This window comes from Kitasatospora sp. NPDC002551 (genome assembly GCF_040296005.1).
GTDB lineage: Bacteria > Actinomycetota > Actinomycetes > Streptomycetales > Streptomycetaceae > Kitasatospora.
This window is the reverse complement of the sequence record NZ_JBEOWI010000036.1, coordinates 47655-72355: the sequence shown is the minus strand read 5'-3', so window position 1 is coordinate 72355 and position 24701 is coordinate 47655. Positions and strand designations below refer to the sequence as shown.

Genomic DNA, 24701 nt, shown 5'->3' with positions numbered 1-24701 from the left:
GCGGCGGCCCCGCCGCCGCACCCCCCTCCCCGCCTCCAGAAGGGCATGACAGACACGATGACAGCGACGACCAGGGCGGCCGGGGACGGCAGCGGTCTGGTGGAGATGTCCTGGGACCCGATCACCCGGATCGTGGGCAGCCTGGGCATCCACACGAAGATCGACTTCAAGCAGAAGAAGGTCGCGGAGTGCTACAGCACCTCCTCGGTCTTCCGCGGCTACAGCGTCTTCATGCGGGGCAAGGACCCCCGCGACGCCCACTTCATCACCAGCCGGATCTGCGGCATCTGCGGCGACAACCACGCCACCTGTTCGGTCTACGCGCAGAACATGGCCTACGGCGTGAAACCCCCGCACCTCGGCGAGTGGATCATCAACCTCGGCGAGGCCGCCGAGTACATGTTCGACCACAACATCTTCCAGGAGAACCTGGTCGGGGTCGACTACTGCGAGAAGATGGTCCGCGAGACCAACCCCGGCGTCCTGGACCTCGCCGAACGCACCGAGGCCCCGCACGCCGGCGACCACGGCTACCGGACCATCGCCGACATCATGCGCGCGCTCAACCCCATCGAGGGCGAGTTCTACCGCGAGGCGCTCCAGGTCAGCCGCTACACCCGGGAGATGTTCTGCCTGATGGAGGGCCGCCACGTGCACCCCTCCACGCTCTACCCGGGCGGCGTCGGCACGGTGGCCACCGTCCAGCTGTTCACCGACTACCTGACCCGGCTGATGCGCTACGTGGAGTTCATGAAGAAGGTCGTGCCGCTCCACGACGACCTCTTCGACTTCTTCTACCAGGCGCTGCCCGGCTACGAGGAGGTCGGCCGGCGGCGCGTGCTGCTCGGCTGCTGGGGCAGCCTCAACGACCCCGACCACTGCGACTTCACCTACCGCAACATGACCGACTGGGGCCGGCGGATGTTCGTCACCCCCGGCGTCGTGGTCGACGGCAAGCTGGTCACCAACGACCTCACCCGGATCAACCTGGGCATCCGCATCCTGCTCGGCAGCTCCTACTACCAGGACTGGCAGGGCGAGGAACTGTTCGTCACCCACGACCCGCTCGGCAACCCGGTCGACCCCCGCCACCCCTGGAACCAGCACACCATCCCCGCCCCGCAGAAGCGCGACTTCGACGGCAAGTACAGCTGGGTGATGTCCCCCCGCTGGTTCGACGGCACCGACCACCTCGCCCTCGACACCGGCGGCGGCCCGCTCGCCCGTCTGTGGTCCACCGCCCTGTCCGGGCTCGTCGACATCGGCTACGTCAAGGCCACCGGGCACAGCGTGCGGATCAGCCTGCCGCGCTCGATGACCAAGCCGGAGACCACCTTCGAGTGGACGATCCCGCAGTGGAGCAACGCCCTGGAGCGCAACCGCGCCCGCACCTACTTCCAGGCCTACGCCGCCGCCTGCGCCCTGCACTTCACCGAGAAGGCGCTGGAGGAGGTGCGCGCCGGGCGCAGCCAGACCTGGGAGCGCTTCGAGGTGCCGGACGAGGCCGTCGGCTGCGGCTTCACCGAGGCCGTGCGCGGCGTCCTGTCGCACCACCTGGTGATCCGGGACGGCAAGATCGCCAACTACCACCCCTACCCGCCCACCCCGTGGAACGCCAGCGTGCGCGACAGCCACGGCACCCCCGGGCCCTACGAGGACGCCGTGCAGAACACGCCGATCTTCGAGGAGAACCCCCCGGAGAACTTCAAGGGCATCGACATCATGCGGGCCGTCCGCAGCTTCGACCCCTGCCTGCCCTGCGGCGTGCACATGTACGTCGGCGGCGGCCGGACCGTCCAGCAGATGCACGTGCCCACCGGCCTGAGCGGACTCACCGCATGACGGCGGAACGGACCGGGCTGCGGATCCAGGAGGCCCTCGACCGGCTCGACGCGCTCGCCGACCGGGGCGCGCGCGAGGCCGGCGAGCAACTGGCCCGCGACCTCATGGAGTTCTACCACGAGGGCCTGGCCCGGATCGTCGAGGCGCTGCCGCCGCCCGCCCTCACCGCGCTGCTGGACGACCCGGCGGTGGCCGGCCTGCTCGTCCTGCACGACCTGCACCCCGAGGACACCGCCGCCCGGATCGGCCGGGCGCTCGCCGCCCTGCCCGAACCCGTCGGGCTGGCCGGCTTCGACCCCGACACCGGCACCGCCCGGCTGCTGCGCACCGGCGGCGGCTGCGGCTGCTCCGAGCAGGACATCGAGGCCCTCCTCGCCTGCCACGCGCCCGAGGTGACGGCCACCGTGGTCGAACGCGAACCCCGGCTGCTGCAGATCGCCACCCGCCCCGGCACCCCGGCGGAGGCCGCCCGGTGAGCACCCGCCAGATCACCCGCCCCGGCACCGCCCTGCTGCACCGGCTGCGCGAGCCCGCGCCGCCGCAGCCGGAGCGCTGCGCCTTCTGCGGCCAGGGCGTCCCCCCGGCGCACCGGCACCTGGTGGACACCGAGGAACAGGCCCTGACCTGCGTCTGCACGGCCTGCGGACTGCTGTTCCGGCAGCCCGGAGCAGCCGGCGGCCGCTACCGGCACGTCCCCGACCGCCACCTCGCCGACCCGGGCCACCGGATCGGCGAGCAGGCGTGGGCGGCCCTCGGCATCCCGGTCTCCACCGCCTTCCTGTTCCGCAACGCCCGCCAGGACCGGCTCGTCCTGCTCTACCCCGGCCCGGGCGGCGCCACCGAGAGCGAACCGGACGAGGCCGCCTGGCGGGCCGCCCTCGGCGACAGCGCCCTCGCCGCCGCCCTGGAACCCGACGTCGAGGCCCTGCTGCTGCGCCGCACCGGCACCGGCATCCACTGCCTGCTGGTGCCCATCGACGCCTGCTACGAACTGGTCGGCCGGCTGCGGCGCTGCTGGAAGGGGTTCGACGGCGGGCCCGAGGCCCGGGCCGAGGCCGACGCCTTCTTCGCCCGGCTCGACGAACGGGCCCGGCCGCTGCGAGAGGACGGACCCCGGTGACCCCGCTCGCCTTCGCCTGCACCGCCGTCCGGGCGGCCGAGCACGCCGCCGGACCCACCCTGCTCTTCCGGCTGCGGATCACCGCGCCCCCCGACACCCGGGTGCACGCCCTGGCGCTGCGCTGCCAGCTGCGCATCGAACCCGCCCGGCGCGGCTACGACGCGGCGGAGGCCGGGCGGCTCACCGACCTGTTCGGCGAGCGTCCGCGCTGGGGCACCACCCTCAACCCGGTCCAGTTCGCCCAGGTGCCGCTGATGGTCCCCGGCTTCACCGGCGAGACCGAACTGGACCTGCCCGTCCCCTGCACCTACGACCAGGACGTCGCCGCCGCCCGCTACCTCAGGGCGCTCGGCGGCGGCGACGTCCCCGTGCTGCTGCTGTTCTCCGGCACCGCCTTCGCCGGCCCCGGCGGCTTCCAGGTCTCCCCGGTCCCCTGGGACCGCGAGGCCTCGGTGCGGATGCCCGTTCAGGTGTGGCGTGAGGCGATCGACCGGCACTTCCCGGGCTGCGGCTGGCTGCGGCTGCCCGAGGAGCTGATGGACGCGCTGCTCGCCTACCGCTCGCGCCGCGCCCTGCCGTCCTGGGAGGCGACCGTGCGCGCCCTGCTGGCCGGCGCCGAACTCGCCGAGGCGACCCGGTGACCGCCCCCGTCACCGGCTTCACCGCCGAGGTCGAGGCCGCCTTCGCCTCCGCCCGGCAGATCGCCGACGCCGTCCTGTTCGAGGGCTACGTGCTCTACCCCTACCGGGCCTCGGCGGCCAAGAACCGGCTGCGCTGGCAGTTCGGGGTGCTCGTCCCGCCCGGCTACGGCGCGGACCGCGGCGAGCACGCCCACCAGCGCACCGAATGCCTGATGGAACCGCGCCCCGGCGACCGGCTGGCCGTCGAACTGCGCTTCCTGCGGGTGCGGCGGCGCACCGTCGAACGGGCCGTGCCCGGCGGCTTCGAGCCGGTCGACGAACTGGAACTCGCCGACCGGGTCCTCCAGCCGTGGGACGAGGGGGTCGAGGAGCGCATCGAACTCGTCGTGCCCGTCGAGGAGCTGGCCGGCGAGCTGGTGCGGCCGTTCCACCTCCCGGCCGGCCGGGAGACGGAACCGCTGCACGACGGCGGCGCCACCGCCGGCCGGCTGCTGCGCCGCCGGGAACGGACCGACGGCCTGCTGCGGCTGACCGCCCGGGAGGTCCCGGGGCCGTACGGGGTGCGGCTGCTGACCGCCGTGGTGGAGAACACCACCGACTGGACCCCGCGGCCCGACGAGGCGCGGGACGCGGCGCTGGCCCGCTCGCTGGTCTCGGCCCACCTGCTGCTCGGCCTGGAGCGCGGCACCTTCCTGTCCCCGGCCGACCCGCCCGCATGGGCCCGGGCCGCCACCGCGCTGTGCCGCAACGAGCACACCTGGCCGGTGCTGGCCGGCCCGCCCGGCCGCGACCGGGTGGTGCTCTCCTCGCCGATCATCCTGGAGGACCATCCCGTCGTCGCCCCCGAGAGCCCGGGCGCGCTCTACGACGCCACCGAGATCGACGAGATCCTCGCCCTGCGGACCGCCGCTCTGACCGACCGCGAGAAGCGCGAGGCCCGCGGCACCGACGAGCGGGCGGGCGCCGTGATCGACCTCGCCGACTCGATGCCCCCCGAGGTGCTGGAGCGGCTGCACGGCGCCGTCCGGGGCCTGCGCGAGATCACCGGCGACGCGCCCGGACAGCCCTGGTGGGACCCGGGCGACGACCCCGGGGTGGACCCGGACACCGACCGGGTACTGGTCGACGGCCGCGCGGTCGGCGCCGGCAGCCGGGTCCTGCTGCGCCCCGGACGGCGGCGCACCGACGCCCAGGACCTCTTCCTGGACGGCCGCACCGCCGTCGTGGAGGCCGTGCTGCACGACGTCGACGGCTCGGTGCACCTGGCGGTGACGCTGGAGGACGACCCGGGGGCGGACCTGTGGCGCGCCCAGGGCCGCTTCCGCTATTTCCAGCCCGACGAGATCACCCCGCTGGAGGGGCCGTGACGCCGGGAAAGGTGCTGGTCGCCGGGGTCGGCAACCTCTTCCTCGGCGACGACGGATTCGGCGTGGAGACCGTGCGGCGGCTGCGCGGGCACCCGCTGCCGGCCGACGTCGAACTGCTCGACGTCGGCGTGCGCGGCGTCCACCTGGCCTACCAACTCCTCGACGGCTACCGGATGCTGGTGCTCGTCGACGCCACCGCCCGGGGCGGCGAGCCGGGCACCCTCTACCTGATCGAGGCGGACGCCGGACCGGTGGAGGCGCCCGTGCTGGACGGGCACCGGATGGGACCGGACGCCGTGCTCGCGCTGCTCGGCACCCTGGCCGCCGGCACCGGCGGCACTCCGCCCGGCCGGGTCCTGGTGGTGGGCTGCGAACCGCAGTCGCTGGAGGAGGGGATCGGACTGAGCGCACCGGTGGCCGCCGCCGTCGAGGAGGCGGTCCACCTGGTCCTGCGGACCGTCGGTGCCCACGCGCAAGCCAAGAGAGAGGCCTCAGCATGGTGAAGAAGAAGAACCTGCGGCGCGCGGTCGTGCTGGCCGTCGTGGCGGTGGTGGTCTGGCAGAACCTGGACGACCTCAAGCGCTATCTGCGCATCCGCCGGATGTGAGCGGGGCGTTGGTGCGTCCGGCGTAGTCCCGGCCGCGGCGGCGGCGCGGCTTCGGGCCGCCGCCGCCGCCGCGGCCTGTAATGGGGCCTGTCGCCTCCAGCCGGGAACGGGGCCCATGCACGAGATGTCGATCGCGACGGCCGTCGTCGAGCAGGTGGACGCCGCGGCACGCGCGCACGGGGCGCGGGCGGTCGCGCGGGTGCGCCTGCAGGTCGGCGAACTGGCCGGCGTGGTGCCCGCGGCCCTCGACTTCTGCTTCGAACTGGCCTGCGCCGGAACGCTGGTGGAGGGCGCCCTGCTGGAGACCGAGGCGGTGGCGGCCCGCGCCCGGTGCGCGCCGTGCGCGGCCGAGTGGGCCGTCGGCATGCCGCCCGACCTGGGGTGCCCGCACTGCGGCGGCGGCCGGGTCGAGCTGCTGGCCGGCCGTGAACTGCAGATCCTCGGCGTCGAGTGGGCCGAACGCCCGCCGGCCGCCGGGGCCGGCGCCCGACAGGAAGGCTGAACCCATGTGTCGCACGGTGGAACTCCGCCAGGCGGTCCTCGCCCGCAACGACGACGGCGCCCGCGAGCTGCGCGCCCGGCTGCTCGCCCGGGGCACCGTCGCGGTGAACCTGCTCTCCAGCCCGGGCAGCGGGAAGACGGCGCTGCTGGAGGCCGAACTCGGGCTGGCCCGCGAGCGCGGGATCGCGGTCGCGGCACTCACCGCCGACCTCGCGACCGAGAACGACGCGGTGCGCCTGGCCCGTTCGGGCGTCCCGGTGAAGCAGGTGCTCACCGACGGCCTCTGCCACCTGGAGACCGCGATGCTCAGCGGGCAACTGGCCGGCTGGCTCCCGGAGGGCACCAGGCTGCTCTTCGTGGAGAACGTCGGCAACCTGGTCTGCCCGGCCTCCTACGACCTCGGCGAATCGCTGCGGGTGGTGCTGGCATCGGTCACCGAGGGGGAGGACAAGCCGCTCAAGTACCCGACGGCGTTCGGGCTGGCCAACCTGGTGCTGGTGACCAAGGCCGATCTGGCGGCGGCGGTGGAGTTCGACCGGGAGGCGTTCCTGGCGAACGTCGCGCGGGTCAACCCGGGCGTGGAGGTGGTGTTCACCTCGGCACGCACCGGGCTGGGGGCGGGGGAGCTGTTGGAGCGGGCGCACGCCGTGCTGGACGGTGCGCCCGTCCACCGCCCGGTGATGGCGGGCGCGCCGCAGCACGGGCACACGCACGCGCTCACACACGAGCACGAGCACGAGCACGCGGGCACGGCCGCGGAGCGGTCGTGACGGCACCGGTCACCGGGCCGCGGCGGCGGCGGGTGGCCGTCAGCGGACTCGTCCAGGGCGTCGGCTTCCGCCCCTTCGTGTTCGCGCTCGCCACCGAGCTGGGCCTGGCCGGCACCGTCACCAACACCGGCGAGGGTGTCCTGGCCGAGGTCGAGGGCCCACCGGAGGCGGTCGAGGCGTTCTGCCGCCGCGTGCGCGGCGACGCGCCGCCGCTCGCCCTGGTCGCCGCGGTCGACCACGCGCCCCTGCCGCCCACCGGCGCCCGCGGCTTCGCCATCACCCCCTCCCGGGACGACGGTCCGCGCCGCACCCTGGTCCCGCCGGACACCGCCACCTGCGCCGACTGCCTCGCCGAACTCGCCGACCCGGCCGACCGCCGCCACCGGCACCCGTTCATCAGCTGCACCAACTGCGGCCCGCGCCACACCATCGTCACCGGCCTGCCCTACGACCGCGCCAACACCACCATGGCCGGCTTCCCGCTCTGCCCGGACTGCGACCGCGAGTACACCGACCCCGCCGACCGGCGCTTCCACGCCCAGCCGGTCTGCTGCCACGCCTGCGGCCCCCGGCTCACCCTCACCGTCCCCGGCCGGCCGGACACCGAGCGCGAGGCCGCCCTCGACGGGGCCCGCCGCCTGCTGCGCGAGGGCGCGGTGCTCGCCGTCAAGGGCCTCGGCGGCTACCACCTGGCCTGCGACGCCTACAACGAGCGGAGCGTCACCCGGCTGCGCCTGCGCAAACGGCGCGGCGCCAAACCCTTCGCCCTGATGGCCCGGGACCTCGCGGAGATCACCGCCCTGGCCGCGCCCGGCCCGGTCGAGCTGGAACTGCTCACCGGCCCGGCCCGGCCGATCGTGCTGCTGCGCCGCACCGGCCCGGCCCCGGCGGCCCTGGAGGCGGTGGCGCCCGGCAGCCCCGACCTCGGCCTCATGCTGCCCTACACCCCGCTGCACCACCTGCTGCTCGCCCCGCCCGGCCCCGGACTGCTGGTGATGACCAGCGCCAACCTGTCCGGCGAGCCCATCGTGACGGACGACGGGGAGGCCCTTGAGCGGCTCGCCCCGCTGGTCGACGGCTGGCTGACCCACGACCGGCCCATCCACGTGCCGTGCGAGGACTCGGTGCTGCGGGTGGTGGACGGGGAGCAGCTGCCGCTGCGCCGCTCGCGCGGCTACGTCCCGCTGCCGCTGCCGCTGCCCGTGCCGGTCCGGCCCGCGCTGGCCGCCGGAGGGGACCTCAAGAACACCCTCGCGCTGGCGGACGGCGGCTACGCCTGGCTGTCCGGCCACCTCGGCGACATGGACGACCTCGCCACGCTCGGCGCCTTCGACCGCGCGGCGGCCCAGCTGGGGGCCGTCACCGGGGTCCGGCCGGAGCTGCTGGTGGTGGACCGCCACCCCGGCTACCGGTCCGCCCGGCACGCCCGGCGCACCGTCCCGGCGGCGGAGCGGCGCACCGTGCAGCACCACCACGCCCATGTCGCCTCGGCGATGGCCGAGCACGGGCTGGACGGCCGCCGCCCCGTCATCGGCGTCGCCTTCGACGGCACCGGCTACGGCGACGACGGCGCGGTGTGGGGCGGCGAGGTGCTGCTCGCCGACTACGACGGCTACCGCCGGTTCGGCCGGCTGGCCTACGTACCGCTGCCCGGCGGCGACGCGGCGGTGCGGCGCCCGTACCGGATGGCGCTCGCCCACCTGTGGGCGGCGGGCCTGCCGTGGACCCCCGGCCTGCCCGCCGTCCGGGCCTGCCCCGAGGGCGAACGGGAAGTGCTGCGCAGGCAGTTGGAGCGCTCGCTGAACTGCGTGCCGACCTCCAGCATGGGCCGGCTGTTCGACGCGCTCTCCGCGCTGGCCGGGGTCTGCGCGCTGGCGCGGTACGAGGCGCAGGCGGCGGTCGAGCTGGAGGCGGCGGCACTGGCGCACGGCCCGGCCGACGGGTACGCCTTCGCGCTGCGCCGCGAGGAGGGCGTCCTGGTCGGCGACCCCGCCCCGGTGCTCGCGGCGGCGGTCGAGGACCTCGCCGCCGGGGCGCCGGCCGGCCTGCTCGCCGCCCGCTTCCACGCCGCGGTGGCCGGGCTGGTCCGCGCGCTCTGCCGGGCCGCCCGGGAGGAGCACGGCCTGGAGACGGTCGCGCTGACCGGCGGGGTGTTCGCCAACGCGCTGCTCACCACCGCCTGCGGGCGCGGCCTGCGGGCCGACGGCTTCACCGTGCTGCGGCACCGCCGGGTGCCGCCCAACGACGGCGGACTGGCGCTCGGCCAGCTGATGGTGGCCGCCCGGGCCGGCGGTCCGGGCGCCGGTTGAGAGGAGAGGGCGGATGTGCCTGGCGGTGCCCGGCAGGGTGATGGAGATCGAGGAACGGGACGGGACGCGGATGGCGGTCGTCGACTTCGGCGGCGTCGTCAAGGACGTCTGCCTGGAGTACCTGCCCGATCTGGAGGTGGGCGAGTACGCCATCGTGCACGTGGGGTTCGCGCTGCAGCGGCTGGACGAGGAGTCGGCCCGGCGAACCCTCGACCTCTTCGCCGAACTCGGCCTGTTGCAGGAGGAGTTCGGCGATCCGTGGGAGGCGGCGGCCGGGGCCGCCGGAACGGAGGAGCGCAAGTGAGGTACCTGGAGGAGTTCCAGAACCCGGAGCTGGCGCGCGGTCTGCTCGCCGACATCCGGGCGGCGGTGACCAGACCGTGGGCGCTGATGGAGGTGTGCGGCGGGCAGACGCACAGCATCATCCGGCACGGGATCGACCAACTGCTTCCCGAGGGTGTGGAGTTGATCCACGGGCCGGGCTGCCCGGTGTGCGTGACCCCACTGGAGGTGATCGACCGGGCGCTGGCGATCGCCGCCCGGCCCGGGGTGATCTTCTGCTCCTTCGGCGACATGCTGCGGGTGCCGGGCACCGACCGCGACCTGTTCCGCGTCCGCGGCGAGGGCGGGGACGTGCGGGTGGTCTACTCGCCGCTGGACGCGCTGCGGATCGCCGGGGAGAACCCGGACCGCGAGGTGGTGTTCTTCGGCATCGGCTTCGAGACCACCGCCCCGCCCAACGCGATGGCCGTCCACCAGGCCAGGAAGCAGGGGGTGCGCAACTTCAGCATGCTGGTCTCGCACGTGCGGGTGCCCCCGGCCGTCGAGGCCATCATGAACGCGCCGGACTGCCGGGTGCAGGCCTTCCTGGCCGCCGGGCACGTGTGCAGCGTGATGGGCACCGAGGAGTACCCGGAGCTGGCCGAGCGCCACCGGGTGCCGATCGTGGTCACCGGCTTCGAGCCGCTCGACATCCTGGAGGGGATCCGGCGCACCGTACGGCAGTTGGAGCGCGGCGAGCACACCGTGGACAACGCCTACCCGCGCGCCGTCCGCCCGGAGGGCAACCCGGCGGCCCGGGCGATGCTGGCGGACGTCTTCGAGGTGACCGACCGGGCCTGGCGGGGGATCGGGATCATCCCCGGCAGCGGCTGGCGGCTCTCCCCGCGCTACCGCGACCACGACGCCGAGTACCGCTTCGACGTCTCCGGGATCACCACCCGCGAGCCCGCGCAGTGCCGCAGCGGCGAGGTGCTGCAGGGGCTGCTCAAACCGGACCGGTGCGAGGCCTTCGGCACCGTCTGCACCCCGCGCACCCCGCTGGGCGCCACCATGGTGTCCAGCGAGGGGGCCTGCGCCGCCTACTACCTCTACCGGCGCCTCGGCGTGCCGGGCGTCTCCCGGGAGGCGAGCCCCGTTGGCTGACACCGAGATCCCGACCCGGCCGTCCGCGGCGCCCGACTTCTCCGGCTGGAGCTGTCCGCTGCCGCTGCGCGACCACCCCCGGGTGGTGATGGGGCACGGGGGCGGCGGGGCGATGTCCGCCGAGCTGGTGGCGGGCCTGTTCGCCCCCGCCTTCGGCGGCCGGACCCTGGCCGGCCTCGCGGACTCGGCCGTCCTGGAACTGGGCGGCGCCAGGCTGGCGTTCACCACCGACTCCTTCGTGGTGCGGCCACTGTTCTTCCCCGGCGGCAGCATCGGCGACCTCGCCGTCAACGGGACGGTCAACGACCTCGCGATGAGCGGGGCGCGGCCCGCCTACCTGTCCTGCGGCTTCATCCTGGAGGAGGGGGTGGAGATGGCCGTGGTGGACCGGGTGGCCCGGGACCTCGGCGCCGCGGCCCGGGCCGCCGGGGTGGAGGTCGTCACCGGGGACACCAAGGTGGTCGAGGCCGGGCGCGGCGACGGCGTCTACCTGAACACGGCGGGCATCGGCTTGGTGCCGGCCGGCGTGGACATCAGGCCGCAGCGGGCGGTGCCGGGCGACGTGGTGATCGTCAGCGGGGCCATCGGGCTGCACGGCGTCGCGATCATGAGTGTCCGCGAGGGCCTGGAGTTCGGGGTCGCGGTCGAGAGCGACTGCGCGGCGCTCGGCGGCCTGGTCGAGGCGATGCTCGCCGTGACCCCCGACCTGCACGTGCTGCGCGACCCCACCCGGGGCGGGCTGGGCGCGGCGCTCAACGAGATCGCGACGGCGGCCGGGGTGGGCGTGGTGGTGAACGAGCGCTCCGTCCCGGTGCCGCCCGAGGTGGCCAACGCCTGCGCCGTGCTGGGCCTGGACCCGATGTACGTGGCCAACGAGGGCAAGCTGGTCGCCTTCGTGCCGCGCGGCGAGGCGGACGCGGTGCTCGCCGCCCTGCGGGCTCACCCGCTGGGCGCGGGGGCGGCGGTGATCGGCGAGTGCGTCGCCGACCACCCCGGCACGGTGGTCGCCCGCACGGCCTTCGGCGGCACCCGGGTGGTCGACCTGCCGATGGGGGAGCAACTGCCGCGGATCTGCTGACCGTCGGGCACGGCCGGCCCCGGCGGACGGGACGTCCGGCGCCGGGGCCGCCCGCCGTCCGGTCGCTCACGAACCGTCGGCGGGGTAGTGTCACTGACGGTCACCGGGCCGTCGCCGACCGCGTGCCCCGGGCCACCGCGGGCGAGGCCCCGCCGTGGCCGTCGTCGATCCGTCGACCCGACAGGAGCGTTCCCCCGTGGCCGTACCCACCACCTTCGACCAGAACGCCGCCGGCTTCGGCCTTCCGCTGGCCTACAACCTGGCCAGGGCCGCCGAACTCGCCTACCAGGACGAGGCCACGATCGAGGCGCGGGCCCGCGAGTGGGGCTTCGAGACCGCGCGCCACCACCGCACCCGGTTCACCCCGCCGTTCCCGCTCCAGGACACCCAGGCCTACACCATGGCCGGCGAGCACATGATCGTCACCGCGTTCCGCGGCACCGAGCCCGCGCAGATCCGCGACTGGCTCACCGACAGCACCACCCCGCCCTGGCCCGGGCCCGCCCGCACCGGCTACGTCCACTACGGCTTCGCCGAGGCCCTGGAATCGATCTTCCCCGACGTCGCCAAGACCCTCGCCGACCTGCGCACCGACGGGCAGAGCGTGTGGTTCACCGGCCACAGCCTCGGCGGGGCCCTCGCGATGCTCGTCGCCGCCCGGCTGAGCCTGGAGGATCCCCGGCTCCAGGCCGACGGCGTCTACACCTTCGGCCAGCCCCGGACCTGCGACCGGCTGCTCGCCGCCGCCTACGACAAGGGGCTGGGGAGCCGCACGCACCGCTTCGTCCACGGCAACGACATCGTGCCCGAACTGCCCCCGGAGCCCGCCTTCACCCATGTGGCGACGCTGCACCGGATCGACTCGGCGGGCCGGGTCGGCGAGAGGACCGGGCTGGTCGCGGGCCTCGCCGACCGCGCCAAGGGGCTGGGGGCCGCGGCCTTCAACCCGGACGGCGACGGCATCCGCGACCACCTGATGCGCAGCTACCTCGCCGCGCTGGAGAAGGCCCTCGCCTGACCGCGCGACGCGATCCGCCGCGGCCCCGGTACACGCCTGTCGTGCACCGGGGCCGCGGCGCGGGGCCGGCGGATCAGTGGTCGTGCAGGGCCCACTTGCTGCTGTCGACCGGCACCGTGCCCGGCAGCGCGATGAGTTCGGGCTTGAACAGCGGGGGCGCGCCCATCGCGGGCTCCCAGGTCGCCAGCTTCTCGTCCTGGGGGACCTCGATCCGGCGGTTGGCGGCGAGGTCGGCGACCACCTTGAGCAGCAGCCGCACACCGAGCGGTGCCAGGTGGTCGCGCCACAGGCTCTGCGCGGTCGAGCCCGGGGGCACGAACAGGTGCTCCTGGGCGGCGAGCGGGCCTGCGTCGGTGCGCTCGGTGAGGTGGTAGACGCTGCCGCCGGTCACCTTGTCGCCGTCGCGGATCGTCCACCGGATCGCGTCCCGGCCGCGGTGCAGCGGCAGCAGGCTGGGGTGGTAGCCGATGGTGGCGACGGCCGCTCTGGCGCGGGTGCGGCGGCCGAGGAAGGCGTGCGAGTGCGCGGCCAGGATGATGTCCACCCCGTCCGGGACGTGCATCGCGCGCAGCTCGGCCGAGTCCGTCCAGGCGAGGTCCCGGTGGTACGCCCAGGTGCGCAGCCGGTCCCAGGACATCGGGTCGGCCTCGTCGGACCGGCCCTTGCGCAGCCGGGGCGCGGCCGCGCCGACGATCTTGTGCCCCTCGTCCAGCAGGGCTTCCGCGACCTGCACCGCGAAGGCCCCCTGTCCTGATATGAAGATGTTCATCCGTCCTCCTGCGGTGGCTGGTCGGCTGGTCAGCCCGTCGGCTGGTCGCGCTCGGGTGCCGGGTCGGCCTCAGACCGCGGGCGTGCCCGGCAGCGTGGACGCGTGCCGCTCGACGTAGTCGAGGGCGCCGTCGCGGTCGGGGCCGCGGTGGACCGTGCGCCAGCCCTCCGGCAGGCCCAGGAACGGCCGCCACAGCGCGTGGTGCCCGTCGGCGTTCAGCACGACCAGCCAGTCGCCCTCGCCGTCCTCGAAGGGGTTGCCGCTCATCGGTCGACCTCTTTCAGTCCGGAGTGATCGGGGTGGAACCGCACCGGCAGGGTGGAGAACCCGGTCAGGAAGTTGGAGCGGATCGGCAGCGCCTCGCCGCTCTGCTCGAACCCGGTGGTGAAGTCCCGCAGCGCCTTGAGGAGTTCGGCGATCTCCACCTTGGCCAGGTACGAGCCGAGGCAGAAGTGCGGGCCGAAGCCGAAGGCCAGGTGCTTGTTGGGGGTGCGGCCGAGGTCGAACACCTCGGGCCGCGGGAAGACCCGCTCGTCCCGGTTGGCGGAGGCGTGCCAGAGCGTGACGATCTCGCCCGGGCGCAGCCGTACGCCGTGCAGCTCCGTCTCGCGCTCGACGCTGCGCCCGAAGTGCATGGTGGGCGAGGCCCAGCGCAGCACCTCCTCGACGGCGGTCTCCACCGCCACCTCGCCGTGCTTGAGCCGGTGCCACTCCCCGGGCTGCCGCGCGAGGGTGCGCACGCAGTCGATCATCGTCAGCCGGCTGGTCTCGTCGCCCCCGATGATGAGGCTGTAGCAGTTGAGCACCACGTCCTCGTCGGAGAGCGGGACGCCGTCGATGGAGCTGCCGATCAGCATGCTGATCACGTCCTCGCCCGGCGACTCGCGGCGCTCCTCGACGACGTCCATGAAGTACATCAGGATCTCGTTGCGGGCCATCTCGGAGTCGACCTCGTCGATGGACTCGTCGTCGGCCGACAGCGCGGTCCTGGTGAGGCTGAGCAGGTACTCCCGGTCCTGCTCGGGCACGCCGAGCAGGTTCGAGATGGTGGTCATCGGGATCCGGCCGGCGATCCGCTCCGCGAAGTCGCAGCCGCCGGACTCGACGGCCTCGCGGATCCACCGCCGGGTGTTGGCGCGGACGGTGAGCGCGACCTGGTCGAGCACGCGCGGCGAGAGCACCCGCTGGAGGATCTTGCGCAGCTCCAGGTGCCGGTGCCCGTCGGTGACGGCCAGCATCCGGCCCGCGCCGGCGTCGCCGCCCTCCAGCAGGGTGACCAGGACGTTGCCGCGCTGGGAGGTGAGGTTCACGTTGTCCCGGTAGGCGGCCAGGATGTCCTCGTGACGGGAGAGCACCCAGAAGCCGGGCCGGCCGTCGGCGGGCGGGTTGTGGTGCAGCGGGGCGGTGTCCCGCAGGGTGCGCCAGAACCCGCCGAGGTCGTGGTCCGCGAAGGTGGCCGGGTCGCCCAGGTCCACCGTGTCCAGTGCCGGGGTGCCCATGGTCACCAGTCCGTGCGCCAGAAGCGGCGGGGCCGGAACGGATAGGCGGGCAGCGGTACGCGGTGGCTGGCCTCCCCGCGGTGCAGGGCCTCGAAGTCCACCTGCTGACCGGTCACCCAGGCGGCGGCCAGCCCGGCCAGCGCCGGTGCGTCCGGGCCCGCGGGCACGATGCCCCGCTCGGTGCGGGTGAAGGCGCCGGGGTCGGTGGCCGGGGCGGCGGCGGTCGTGGTGACGGGGCCGCCGGCCTCGTCGGCCAGCGCCGCGATCAGCTCCGCGCGGGTGCGGACCACGGCCGCCCAGCGGCGGGGCATCACCTTGCGGCCGAGGTTGAGGCTGAAGCAGACGTCGTCCAGCCGCAGCGAGGGGTCGGCCTCCAGCCGCTCCTTCAGCCGCGCGCGCTGCCGGGCCAGCGCCTCGTCGTCCAGCGCGGACAGGGTGGCCAGCCTCGGCCGGCCGGTGTCCTCGGGCGCGCGCCCGGCGGCCGCCGGTGCCTCCTCCAGCAGCAGGTGCGCGTTGTAGCCGCCGCCGCCGATCGAGGTGATGCCGGCGCGGCGGATCCCGGCCTCCGGCGCCCAGTCCGCCCCTTCGAGCTGCGGGACGAAGGGGGTGGCGGGGAAGTCGAGGTCGGGGTTGACCTCGGTCAGGTTGATGGTCGCCGGGAGCGTGCGGTGGTACAGCGACAGCGCGGCCTTGACGGCGCCGAAGCCGCCCGACACCACGCCGCCGTGGCCGACGTTGCCCTTGACCCCGCCGATCGAGGTGGTCGCGGTCTGCTTGCCGAACGCCATGCTCGCCGCGTGCACCTCCAGTTCGTCGGTCATCGGCATGCCGAGGCCGTTGGCCTCGTACATGGAGACGGTGTCCGGGGTGACGCCGCCGACCTCCATCGCGTTGGCGATGCAGGCGCTCAGCCGCTCGGGCTGGGCCAGGCCGTACGCCATCGCGCTGACCCCGTTGTTGTTGACGGCCGAGCCCTTGACCACGGCGTAGACGTGGTCGCGGTCGGCGACGGCCCGGCCGAGCGGCTTCAGCAGGACGGTGACCACCCCGCTGGACAGCGCGGTGCCGGTGCCGTGCGCGTCGAACGGGCGGCAGTGGCCGTCCTTGGACAGGATGCGGTTCTCCTCCCACAGGTGGCCGCGGGGGTGCGGCAGCCGCACCATCGCGCCGCCGGCGATCGCCAGGTCGGTCTGGCCCAGCAGGAGCGACTGGCAGGCCAGGTGCACCGCGTAGTGGAAGCCCGCGCAGACCGCGGCGACGGTGACCGCCTCGCCGGTGAGGCCCATGTAGTAGAGGGCGTTGGAGGTCATGGTGTCCGGCGACCAGGCCAGGCTGGCCTCGATCGCCTCGGGGCCGACCGACACCCGGTCCGGCGGGGAGCTGTAGAGCGCGGCGGTCTGCGGGTTGTTGGCGCCGTACATGCCGATCTCGGCCTTCAGCCGGTCCGGGTCGTAGCCGCCGTCCTCCAGCGTCTCCCAGGCGCTCTCCAGGAAGAGCCGGTTCTCCGGGGTCATCGCGGCGGCCATCCGGTCGCTGATGCCGAACACCGAGGGGTCGAACTGGTCGTAGGTGTCGAGCACGCCGCAGGCGCGCACGTAGAACGGGCTGTGGATCAGGGTCTCGTCGACGTGGATGTCGTCCTTGGCCAGGAAGGTGATGGACTCCCGGCCGTGCACGAGGTTGTCCCAGAACTGCTCCTTGGTGCGGGCGCCGGGGGCCCGCAGCGACATGCCGATCACGGCCACGTCGCCCGGGTCGTACTCCTGCTCGGGACTGTCGGTCATGGGAAGACTCCTGGGGGTGTGGAGGGAGGGTGGGCGGCTCGGCGGCTCGGCGGCTCGGGCGGCTCAGCGGCCGGTGGCGCCGCCGCCCCGGCCGCGCAGCGCGGCCCGGCGGGCGTTGGCGCGCACACGGGCCGACTGGACCACCTCGGGGGCCGCGTCGCTCTCGTCGTCGAGCCAGCGGGCGAGGGAGGCGATGTCGCGGAAGCTGAACAGGTCGGGCACCCGGACCCGCCGCCCGAAGCGCCGGGTCATCAGCCGGGCGAGACGGACCAGCAGCAGCGAGTCGCCGCCGAGGTCGTAGAAGGCGGACTGCACGTCGATGGCGGTCGGTTCGAGGTCGAGCAGCTGGCCCCAGATCTCCGACAGGGCCACCTCGGTCGGCGTGGCGGCGAGCGTCACGGGCCCGCCGGTGCCGGCGGCCGGCGGCTCGGGGAGCGCGTTGCGGTCGAGCTTCCCGCCCGGCCCCAGCGGCAGCGCGGCCAGGAAGACCACGGTCGCCGGGACCATGTACTCCGGCAGCCCGACGGCGAGCCGGCCGGTGATGGCGCTCTGCAGCGCGGCGTCCAGCCGGGGGCCGTCCTGCGGCGCGTCCTCGCCTGCCGGCACGACGTAGCCGACGAGCCGGTTGCCGCGGACGACGGCGGCGGCCTCCCGCACCTCGGGGCAGCCGGTCAGCCGGGCCTCGACCTCCTCCAGTTCGATCCGGTAGCCGCGCAGCTTGACCTGGTGGTCGGTGCGGCCGAGGAAGCGCAGCTCGCCGTCCTCGGTGAACCGGACGAGGTCGCCGGTGCGGTACATCCGCTCCCCGCTGCGGAACGGGTCCGGCACGAAGCGCTCGGCCGTGGTGCGCGGCCGGTTGACGTAGCCGTGCGCCAGGCCGGCGCCGCCCAGGTAGAGCTCGCCGGGCTCGCCGGCGGGCAGCGGCCGCAGGTTCCCGTCGAGCACGTAGATCCGGTCGGTGGTGGTCGGCGGCCCGATCGTCGGATCGTCGGTGCCGTCCTCGGGCACCGGCCCGAAGGAGCAGAGGACGGTTCCCTCGGTGGGGCCGTAGGCGTTGAACACCCGGAGGGCGGCGGTCTCCCGGTAGGCCCGGTCGACCAGCTTGCGGCGCAGCGCCTCGCCGCCGAAGACGATCGAGCGCACGTTCGGGGGCAGGGCCCCGGCGTCGAGCAGGCTGTTCATGACCGACGGGACGACGTTCAGATGGGTGATCCGGTCGGCGTACCGGCTCTCCGCCAGGTGCACCGCGCTCTCGACCAGCACGACGGCGCCGCCGTGGCAGAGCGTGTTGAAGACCTCCATCACGGACATGTCGAAGCAGACCGAGCTCGCCGCCGAGACCCCGCTCAGGTCGCAGCCCTCCAGGACCCGGTCCATCTCGGCGAGCAGCGCCACGCAACTGCCGTGCCGCACGGCCACGCCCTTGGGGCGGCCGGTGGATCCCGAGGTGTAGATGATGTACGCGGTGTCCTCGGGCACGACCGCCACCGGCCGCGCGCCGGGCTCGGTGGTCACGGTGTCCCCCAGCACGACCACGGTCGGGCCGGGCGGGCAACTGGCCCGGGACGCGGGCGTGCTGAGCAGCAGGCGGGTCCCGCTGTCCTGGACCATGAAGCCCAGCCGGTCGGCCGGGTAGTTCGGGTCCAGCGGCAGGTAGCAGGCGCCGGTGCGCAGGGCCGCCAGGATGCCGACCAGCAGGTCGGGGGTGCGCTCGACGCAGATGCCGACCGGGACGCCGGGGCCCGCGCCGTCGGCGGCCAGCCGCTCGGCCAGCACCCGGGACCGCTCGTCCAGTTCGCCGTACGTCAGGACGCCGGCGTCGGAGTAGACCGCGATCGCGTCGGGGTTCTTGACCGCTTGCGCGACGAACTCGGAGTGCAGGGCTTCGGTCACTGGTCCGTCTCCTCGGGGAGGCCGGCCGGCGCGACGGCGCCGAGGGCCAGGTCGGGGTGGGCGATCGAGTCGAAGAGCACCGTGCGGTAGAGCGCGAGCAGCGCCGTCACGGTGTGCCGCTCCAGGTAGCTCGGTTTGAACTGGACGTGGCCGGCCACCTTGCCGTCGATGTCGGCCATCGAGATCTCCAGGTCGAACTTGGCGAGGTGCCGGCGCACCTGGAGCGGTTCGAGCGGCAGCGCGCCGTCGGGGGTGAGCGTCTCGCCGACGCCGTGGAAGAGCTTGACGGAACGCGGGAAGGCGTCCGAGGACAGCCAGTTCACCACCACGTCGAACCACGGTGAGCGGCCCTCGGCACGCGGCGGCTTCAGCTGGGAGGCCAGCAGGTCGAGCGGGTAGTTCATGTGCTCCAGAAGACCGAGCGAGAAGGCGTGGACCTCGCGCAGCAGGTCGCGGAAACTCCGGTCGGCGGCCGGGTTCGCCCGGACCAGCACGGTGTTGAGGTAGTAGCCGACCGCCGACTCCCAGCCGGGTTCGGAGCGCTGGGCGATGGCGGTGGCCAGCACCGCGTCCTCGGTGCCGACCGCGCGGTTGAGGGTGGCGAAGAACCCGGCCAGCACGACGGTGCTGACCGACACGCCCTCGCGCACCGCGAACTCCCGCAGCCGCCGGGTCTCCTCGGCGCTCCAGCGGAACGCGAGGTCGCGGCCCTCGTAGGTGACGCCCGGCGGCCGCTCCTTGCCGGACAGGTCGAGGCGGGCGGGCGGGTCGGCCAGCCGCCGCGACCACCAGTCCAGCGCCGCGCCGGCCGCCGGTCCGGCCAGCCACTGCCGCTCCCAGGCGACGAACTCGGTGTACGGGGCGGCCGGTGCGCGTCCGGCGGGGTCGGCTCCCTGGTAGAACTCCTGGAGCTCACGGATCATCACGTCCGCCGAGGCCGCGTCCGAGGCGATGTGGTGGACGAGCACCAGCAGGTAGTGGTCGGCCGGTCCGCGCCGCATCAGGACGATCCGCACGAGAGGGCCGTTGTCCAGGTCGAGCGGCCGGTGGCCGTGGCGGGCCAGCTCCTCGCGGGCCTGTTCGTCGTCCAGGCCGGAGCTGTCGACGACGAGGAACTCGTACTCCGGCTCGTCCAGGACGACCTGGTAGGGGTGGCCGCCCGCCTCCACGAAGAGGGTGCGCAGCGCGGGGTGCCGGTGCAGCACGGCCCGTACGGCGCGCTCCAGGGCCTTCTCGTCGACCGTGGTGCGGATCCGGGCGGTGACCATGAAGTTGTAGGGCACGGCGTCCGGCGCGACCATCTGCATGAACCAGAGCGAGGCCTGGCCGTGCGAGGCCGGGGCGAGCCGCAGGCCGAGGCCCCCGGCGCGCAGCTGCTCCAGGGCCGGGGCGTCGGTGGCCTCCAGCAGGCCGCGGGCGTCCAGTTCGTCCAGCAGTTCCTCGGCGTCGAGCTCGGACAGCTCGGAGAGTTCGGACAGCTCGTCGGGGGAGGTGCGCGCGGGCACGGACACGGGTGCGGGCACGGGCTCAGGGGCCGGGGCCGGTGCGGCCGGGCCGCCGGTGAGCTCGGCGAAGTGGCCGACGACCTCGGCGATGCTCCGGCCGTCCAGGAACACCACCGGCGAGACCCGGTGCCCGAACAGCGCCTGCATCCGGTTGACCAGACGGATCGCCAGCATCGAGTCCAGCCCGAAGTCCCGCAGCGCGGCGCCGGCGTCGAACCGGCTCACCGGCACGCCCAGCGCGTCGGCGAGTTCGGCGAGCACGACCTCCTCCAGCGGCCGGCTCCGCACCGCCGCCACGGGAGCGGCCTGGGGGACGGGCGCCACCGCCGCCTCGACGGCCGGAGCGGGCACGGGCGAGGGCGCGGGCGCGCGGTGCGGCTCGGTGTCGATCCAGTAGCGCTCCTTCTGCCACTGGACGAGCGGGGTCTCCACGAGCTCGACGTCGTCGGCGAACAGCGCGTCGAAGGCCAGCGGCAGTCCCCGGACGTACAGCGAGGCGACGGCACCCAGCAGGCAGCGGACGTCGCTCTCGCCCCGCCGCAGCGAGTTGACCGCGTGCACCCGGGCGCCGCGGCTCAGCGCGATCTCCTCGACCGCGCCGCGCAGCGTCTCGTGCGGGCCGATCTCGACGAAGGTGCCGATGTCCCGGTCGGCCAGCGCGGCGATCGCCTCGGCGAACCGGACCTGGTTGCGAAGGTTGTGCACCCAGTAGTCGACGTCGGTGACGGGGTCCACGGTGTCGGCCAGCGCCGTGGAGTGGAAGGGGATGGCCGGGGTGAGCGGGGTGATGCCCTCGATGCTCTCGCGCAGCGGCTGGAGCAGCGGGTCCATGCCGGGGCTGTGCACCGGCCGTTCGACCCGGATCCGGCGCACCGAGATCCCGTCCCGCAGGAGGTCGGCCTCCAGCGCGTCGACGGCCTCGGGCGAGCCGGAGACCGCCGCGCTGGTGGGGCTGTTGACCACGGCGATCGCCGCGTGCGCCGCGTACGGGGCGAGCCGCGGCCGCAACTGAGCCTCCGGCAGGTCCACCGCGATCATGGCGCCCGCGGCGGCCTTGCGTTCGAGCAGGTGCGAGCGGGCGACCACGACGCGCGCGGCGTCCTCCAGCGACAGCGCGCCGGCCACGCAGGCGGCCGCGACCTCGCCCAGGCTGTGCCCGACCACGGCGGCCGGCTCGATGCCGAGGCCGAGCCAGACCTTCGCCAGCGAGACCTGGAGGGCGAACAGCACGGGCTGCTGGAAGTCCATCTCCTCGTACCGGGCCTCCTCGGCCGGGGCGGCGAGGTGGTCGAGCACCGAGCAGCCGCCGGCCGCGCGCACGGCGGCGTCGCAGGCGTTCATCCAGGTGCGGAAACCGGCGTGGCTGCGCAGGAGTTCGCGGCCCATGCCGACCCACTGGGTGCCGCCGCCGGAGAACACCAGGGCCACCCGCCGGTCGGCGGCGCCGGAGGCGGTGCCCGTGAGGACGTCCGGGTGGGACTGGCCGGCGGCGACCCGGGCGAGGCCGTCCAGGACGTCCTGCCGGCCGCGGGCCAGCAGGGCGATCCGGTGGTTGTGGTGGCTGCGCCGGGCGGTGAGCGTGTAGGCGAGGTCGGCGACCCGCAGGCCGGGGTCGCGTTCCACGTGGTTGGACAGCTCGCGGCAGGTGTCGGTCAGCGCCTCCGGCGTGCGGGCCGAGACGGTGACCAGGTGCGCCTGGCCGCCGTCGGCGGGCTCGGCGTGGCCCGGCGCGGTGTGCCGGCCCCGGTCGCCCGCGAGGAACGGGTGGGCGGCGACGGGCAGCCCGGCCGTGTACAGCGCGCCGAGCGAGCCGAGCAGGACGGCGGCCTCGTCGGCGCCGCGCCGCAGCGAGGGCAGGGTGGTCGCCGGCAGGATCTCCGACACCGACTTGAGCAGTACGGGGTGCGGGCTGATCTCGACCACCGCGTCGACGGCGTGGTCGCGCAGCGCCGTCAGGGCGTCGACCATCCGGATCTCCCGGCGCAGGTTGTCGGCCCAGTAGTCGGGCCCGAGCTCCGCGCCGTCGACGGCCTCGCCGGTGACCGTCGAGATCATCGGGATGCGGGTGGTCCGGGGCCGGATGCCGTCGAGTTCGAGCTTCAGCGGCGCGAGGACGTGGTCGACCAGCGGGGAGTGCGGGGCGTGGCCCATCCGCACCCGGTGGGTGGTGACGCCCTCGTCGGTCAGCCGCCGGACGAGGGCGTCGATCTCCTCGGGGGTGCCGGTGACCAGGGTGGAGGTGAGGCCGTTGCGGCCGGAGACGGTGAGCCGGCCGGTCAGGTACGGCCGGACGTCGTCCGCCGGCGTCATGACCACGATGCCCTCGCCGCGTCCGACGGCGAGCTGCTGGAGGAGCCGGCCGTGGTGCGCGGCGAGCAGGGAGGCGTCGTCGAAGTCGAGCGCGCCGGCGACGTGCGAGGCGGCGAACTCGCCGACGCTCTGGCCGAGGACGACGTCCGGCTCGACGCCCAGCGAGCGCCAGGCCTCGGTCAGCGCGACCTGCATCGAGAACAGCAGCGGCTGGAAGACGTCCATGTCGTCGAGGCGGCCGTCGGGGGAGAGCAGGTGCTCGACGAGCGAGAAGCCCAGCAGTTCGCGCATCCGCCGGTCGGACTTCATCATCGAGCGGCGGAACACCGGCAGGCCGGCCAGCAGTTGCCGGCCCATGCCCACCCACTGCGAGCCGTTGCCGGAGAACAGGAACGCCACCCTCGGCCGGCGTCCGGTGTTCTCCCCGGAGCTCAGTCCGGGGGCCGGCGCCCCGGCGGCGAAGGCATCGAGTCGGGTCCGCAGTTCGGCCATGTCCTGGGCGGCGGCCGCGAGCCGGAAGGCGCCGTCGCCGGGCGTGCGGCGGCAGAGCGCCCGCAGGTCGGTCTCGTCCCGCACGGCCAGCGCCCGTTCGGCCAGCGCCTGCGGGGAGTCCGCGGCCAGCAGCAGCAGCGCGCTCTCGGGGCGCGGCAGTTCCTCGACGGCGACGTGGCAGATCGCGCCGCCGAACCCGAACGAGCTGACGCCGCCCCGGCGGGCGTCGGAGCGCCGCGGCCAGGGCGCCAGCCGGTCCTGGACGGTGAGGTTGTAGGCGTCGAACATGATCTGCGGGTTCGGCGCGCTGTAGTGCAGGCTCGGCGGCAGCACGCCGTTGCGCATCGACAGCGCGAGCTTGACCAGGCCGACGATGCCGGCGGCCGCCTCCAGGTGTCCGACGTTGGACTTGACCGAGCCGAGCCGCAGCGGTTCGGTGCGCTCGCCGCCGCCGAGGACCGCGCCGATCGCGTTGGCCTCGATCGGGTCGCCGAGCGGCGTCGCGGAGCCGTGGCACTCGATGTAGTCCACCAGGTGCGGGGCGATGCCGGCGCGCTGGTAGGCGGTGCGGAGCATCTTCTCCTGCGCCTGGGGGTTCGGCGCCGTCATGCCGTTGCTCAGGCCGTCGTTGTTGGAGGAACTGCCCTTGATCAGGCAGTACACCGGCAGGTCGCGCTCCAGCGCCACGCTCAGCGGGGCGAGCGCCACCACGCCGGCGCCCTCGCCGCGCACGTAGCCGTTGGCGCGGGCGTCGAAGGACTTGCAGCGGCCGTCCGGGGCGAGCGCGCCCATCGCGTCCATGGCGGTGTAGTAGTCGGAGACGAAGCTCAGGTTGACGCCGCCGGCCAGCACCAGGTCGCTCTCGCCGAGCCAGATCGACTGGCAGCCGACGTGCACCGAGACCAGCGAGCCGGCGCAGGCGGCGTCGATGGCCATGCTCGGGCCCTGCAGGCCGAGGACGTAGGAGACGCGGTTGGCGATGATGCCGTCGTGCATGCCGGTCGCGGTGTGCGGGGTGATCTGGGCGTCCGGGCCCCGGTAGTGCGCCAGCGCGGCGTAGTCGCCCCAACAGGAGGCCATGAACACGCCGGTGTCGCTCCCGACGAGGCTGTGCGGCGCGATGCCCGCGTCCTCCAGCGCCTCCCAGCACAGCTCCAGGACCAGCCGCTGCTGCGGGTCCATCTGGACGGCCTCGCGGGGCGAGATGCCGAAGAACAGCGGGTCGAAGCGGTCGATGCCGTCGATGAACCCGCCCCAGCGCACCCGGTCGTTGAGCAGTTCGCGGCGGGCGGCCGGCACCGGTCCGACGGCGTCGCCGCCCTCGACCAGCAGCCGCCAGAAGGCGGACGGGTCCGGCCCGCCGGGGAAGCGGCAGCCGATGCCCACGATCGCGACGGGCTCCTGCGAGGGCGTGCGGCGGGTGGCGGCCGGGGCGGGCTCGGCGGCGCCCGGACCGTCGGTCAGCGCCCGGGCCAGGCCGTCGACGGTCGGATACTGCCAGATCCAAGTGGCAGGTACCTGCCAACCAAGAAATTCGGACAGGGAGGCCGCCAGCGACACCGACCTCAGCGAGTCCAGTCCGTACCGGTGCATCGGCGCCCGGCGGTCCACCGAGGAGGGGGAGAGGTCCAGCAGCTCGGCGAAGCGGGAAAGCAGGAAGTCCGTCACGGCGGACAGGTCTCGCACTGCGCGTTCTTGGGGCATGGCGACTCCCTCAGCAGGGCGGATGGCAAAAGGGTGGGCGGAGTTCGACGGCGTTCAACGTGCGCAT

General features: G+C 74.4%; 20 protein-coding genes. 14 read left to right on the top strand and 6 right to left on the bottom strand.

What is annotated here, in order from left to right; all coding sequences use genetic code 11:
* Positions 1 to 57 precede the first annotated feature (57 nt).
* The 14 genes from ABT093_RS26985 (at position 58) to ABT093_RS26925 (ending at position 12678) form a co-directional block, all read left to right on the top strand.
* Positions 58 to 1842, top strand: a complete 1785-nt coding sequence (locus ABT093_RS26985) for a nickel-dependent hydrogenase large subunit (RefSeq protein ID WP_350568868.1) — start codon at positions 58 to 60, stop codon at positions 1840 to 1842.
* The gene (locus tag ABT093_RS26980; RefSeq protein WP_350568866.1) at positions 1839 to 2318 is read left to right on the top strand and encodes a NifU-related iron-sulfur-binding protein; all 480 of its coding nucleotides are present in this window, start codon (positions 1839 to 1841) and stop codon (positions 2316 to 2318) included. The genes ABT093_RS26985 and ABT093_RS26980 overlap by 4 nt, the downstream gene beginning before the upstream one ends.
* Positions 2315 to 2962: a DUF5947 family protein gene (locus tag ABT093_RS26975; RefSeq protein WP_502884323.1), complete on the top strand. Its 648-nt coding sequence runs from the start codon at positions 2315 to 2317 to the stop codon at positions 2960 to 2962. Before ABT093_RS26980 ends, ABT093_RS26975 begins: the two co-directional genes overlap by 4 nt.
* Complete coding sequence (locus ABT093_RS26970; RefSeq protein WP_350568864.1) at positions 2959 to 3603, top strand: DUF6084 family protein; 645 nt, start codon at positions 2959 to 2961, stop codon at positions 3601 to 3603. Before ABT093_RS26975 ends, ABT093_RS26970 begins: the two co-directional genes overlap by 4 nt.
* Positions 3600 to 4970, top strand: coding sequence for a hypothetical protein (locus ABT093_RS26965; RefSeq protein WP_350568863.1), 1371 nt, complete (start codon positions 3600 to 3602; stop codon positions 4968 to 4970). The genes ABT093_RS26970 and ABT093_RS26965 overlap by 4 nt, the downstream gene beginning before the upstream one ends.
* The gene (locus ABT093_RS26960) at positions 4967 to 5473 is read left to right on the top strand and encodes a hydrogenase maturation protease (protein ID WP_350568861.1); all 507 of its coding nucleotides are present in this window, start codon (positions 4967 to 4969) and stop codon (positions 5471 to 5473) included. The genes ABT093_RS26965 and ABT093_RS26960 overlap by 4 nt, the downstream gene beginning before the upstream one ends.
* Entirely contained in the window at positions 5467 to 5577 is a 111-nt protein-coding gene (locus ABT093_RS41045; RefSeq protein ID WP_502884322.1) for a DUF6893 family small protein, read from the top strand. Before ABT093_RS26960 ends, ABT093_RS41045 begins: the two co-directional genes overlap by 7 nt.
* A gap of 115 nt (positions 5578 to 5692) precedes the next feature.
* Entirely contained in the window at positions 5693 to 6079 is a 387-nt protein-coding gene (gene hypA / locus ABT093_RS26955) for a hydrogenase maturation nickel metallochaperone HypA (RefSeq protein ID WP_350568860.1), read from the top strand.
* 4 nt (positions 6080 to 6083) lie between these two features.
* Complete coding sequence (gene hypB / locus ABT093_RS26950; RefSeq protein WP_350568858.1) at positions 6084 to 6848, top strand: hydrogenase nickel incorporation protein HypB; 765 nt, start codon at positions 6084 to 6086, stop codon at positions 6846 to 6848.
* The gene (hypF, locus tag ABT093_RS26945; protein WP_350568856.1) at positions 6845 to 9157 is read left to right on the top strand and encodes a carbamoyltransferase HypF; all 2313 of its coding nucleotides are present in this window, start codon (positions 6845 to 6847) and stop codon (positions 9155 to 9157) included. The genes hypB and hypF overlap by 4 nt, the downstream gene beginning before the upstream one ends.
* A 13-nt stretch (positions 9158 to 9170) precedes the next feature.
* Entirely contained in the window at positions 9171 to 9461 is a 291-nt protein-coding gene (locus tag ABT093_RS26940; RefSeq protein WP_350568854.1) for a HypC/HybG/HupF family hydrogenase formation chaperone, read from the top strand.
* Complete coding sequence (hypD, locus tag ABT093_RS26935; protein WP_350568853.1) at positions 9458 to 10582, top strand: hydrogenase formation protein HypD; 1125 nt, start codon at positions 9458 to 9460, stop codon at positions 10580 to 10582. The genes ABT093_RS26940 and hypD overlap by 4 nt, the downstream gene beginning before the upstream one ends.
* 88 nt (positions 10583 to 10670) lie before the next feature.
* Positions 10671 to 11660, top strand: coding sequence for a hydrogenase expression/formation protein HypE (gene hypE / locus ABT093_RS26930; RefSeq protein ID WP_502884324.1), 990 nt, complete (start codon positions 10671 to 10673; stop codon positions 11658 to 11660).
* 196 nt (positions 11661 to 11856) lie between these two features.
* Entirely contained in the window at positions 11857 to 12678 is an 822-nt protein-coding gene (locus ABT093_RS26925; protein ID WP_350568850.1) for a lipase family protein, read from the top strand.
* Between the two features lie 73 nt (positions 12679 to 12751).
* Here the strand turns inward: ABT093_RS26925 and ABT093_RS26920 are convergent, their stop codons facing one another.
* The 6 genes from ABT093_RS26920 to ABT093_RS26895 form a co-directional block, all read right to left on the bottom strand.
* On the bottom strand, positions 12752 to 13447 hold the full coding sequence (locus ABT093_RS26920; RefSeq protein ID WP_350568848.1) for a formyltransferase family protein: 696 nt from the start codon (positions 13445 to 13447) through the stop codon (positions 12752 to 12754).
* Positions 13448 to 13516: 69 nt separating this feature from the next.
* Positions 13517 to 13714, bottom strand: coding sequence for an MbtH family NRPS accessory protein (locus ABT093_RS26915; protein ID WP_350568846.1), 198 nt, complete (start codon positions 13712 to 13714; stop codon positions 13517 to 13519).
* Complete coding sequence (locus ABT093_RS26910; protein ID WP_350568844.1) at positions 13711 to 14952, bottom strand: cytochrome P450; 1242 nt, start codon at positions 14950 to 14952, stop codon at positions 13711 to 13713. The genes ABT093_RS26915 and ABT093_RS26910 overlap by 4 nt, the downstream gene beginning before the upstream one ends.
* Entirely contained in the window at positions 14949 to 16730 is a 1782-nt protein-coding gene (locus ABT093_RS26905) for a beta-ketoacyl synthase N-terminal-like domain-containing protein (protein ID WP_350568842.1), read from the bottom strand. Before ABT093_RS26905 ends, ABT093_RS26910 begins: the two co-directional genes overlap by 4 nt.
* Before the next feature lie 63 nt (positions 16731 to 16793).
* Positions 16794 to 18623, bottom strand: a complete 1830-nt coding sequence (locus tag ABT093_RS26900; RefSeq protein ID WP_350568841.1) for a non-ribosomal peptide synthetase — start codon at positions 18621 to 18623, stop codon at positions 16794 to 16796.
* Positions 18620 to 24634, bottom strand: coding sequence for an acyltransferase domain-containing protein (locus tag ABT093_RS26895; RefSeq protein WP_350568839.1), 6015 nt, complete (start codon positions 24632 to 24634; stop codon positions 18620 to 18622). The genes ABT093_RS26900 and ABT093_RS26895 overlap by 4 nt, the downstream gene beginning before the upstream one ends.
* Between the last annotated feature and the right edge of the window lie 67 nt (positions 24635 to 24701).

Coding starts and splice junctions, on each gene's coding strand:
- ABT093_RS26985 (WP_350568868.1), top strand. CDS start 58: ATGACAGCGACGACCAGGGCGGCCGGGGACGGCAGCGGTCTGGTGGAG.
- ABT093_RS26980 (WP_350568866.1), top strand. CDS start 1,839: ATGACGGCGGAACGGACCGGGCTGCGGATCCAGGAGGCCCTCGACCGG.
- ABT093_RS41045 (WP_502884322.1), top strand. CDS start 5,467: ATGGTGAAGAAGAAGAACCTGCGGCGCGCGGTCGTGCTGGCCGTCGTG.
- hypA (WP_350568860.1), top strand. CDS start 5,693: ATGCACGAGATGTCGATCGCGACGGCCGTCGTCGAGCAGGTGGACGCC.
- hypB (WP_350568858.1), top strand. CDS start 6,084: ATGTGTCGCACGGTGGAACTCCGCCAGGCGGTCCTCGCCCGCAACGAC.
- ABT093_RS26940 (WP_350568854.1), top strand. CDS start 9,171: ATGTGCCTGGCGGTGCCCGGCAGGGTGATGGAGATCGAGGAACGGGAC.
- hypE (WP_502884324.1), top strand. CDS start 10,671: ATGGGGCACGGGGGCGGCGGGGCGATGTCCGCCGAGCTGGTGGCGGGC.
- ABT093_RS26920 (WP_350568848.1), bottom strand. CDS start 13,447: ATGAACATCTTCATATCAGGACAGGGGGCCTTCGCGGTGCAGGTCGCG.
- ABT093_RS26915 (WP_350568846.1), bottom strand. CDS start 13,714: ATGAGCGGCAACCCCTTCGAGGACGGCGAGGGCGACTGGCTGGTCGTG.
- ABT093_RS26905 (WP_350568842.1), bottom strand. CDS start 16,730: ATGACCGACAGTCCCGAGCAGGAGTACGACCCGGGCGACGTGGCCGTG.
- ABT093_RS26895 (WP_350568839.1), bottom strand. CDS start 24,634: ATGCCCCAAGAACGCGCAGTGCGAGACCTGTCCGCCGTGACGGACTTC.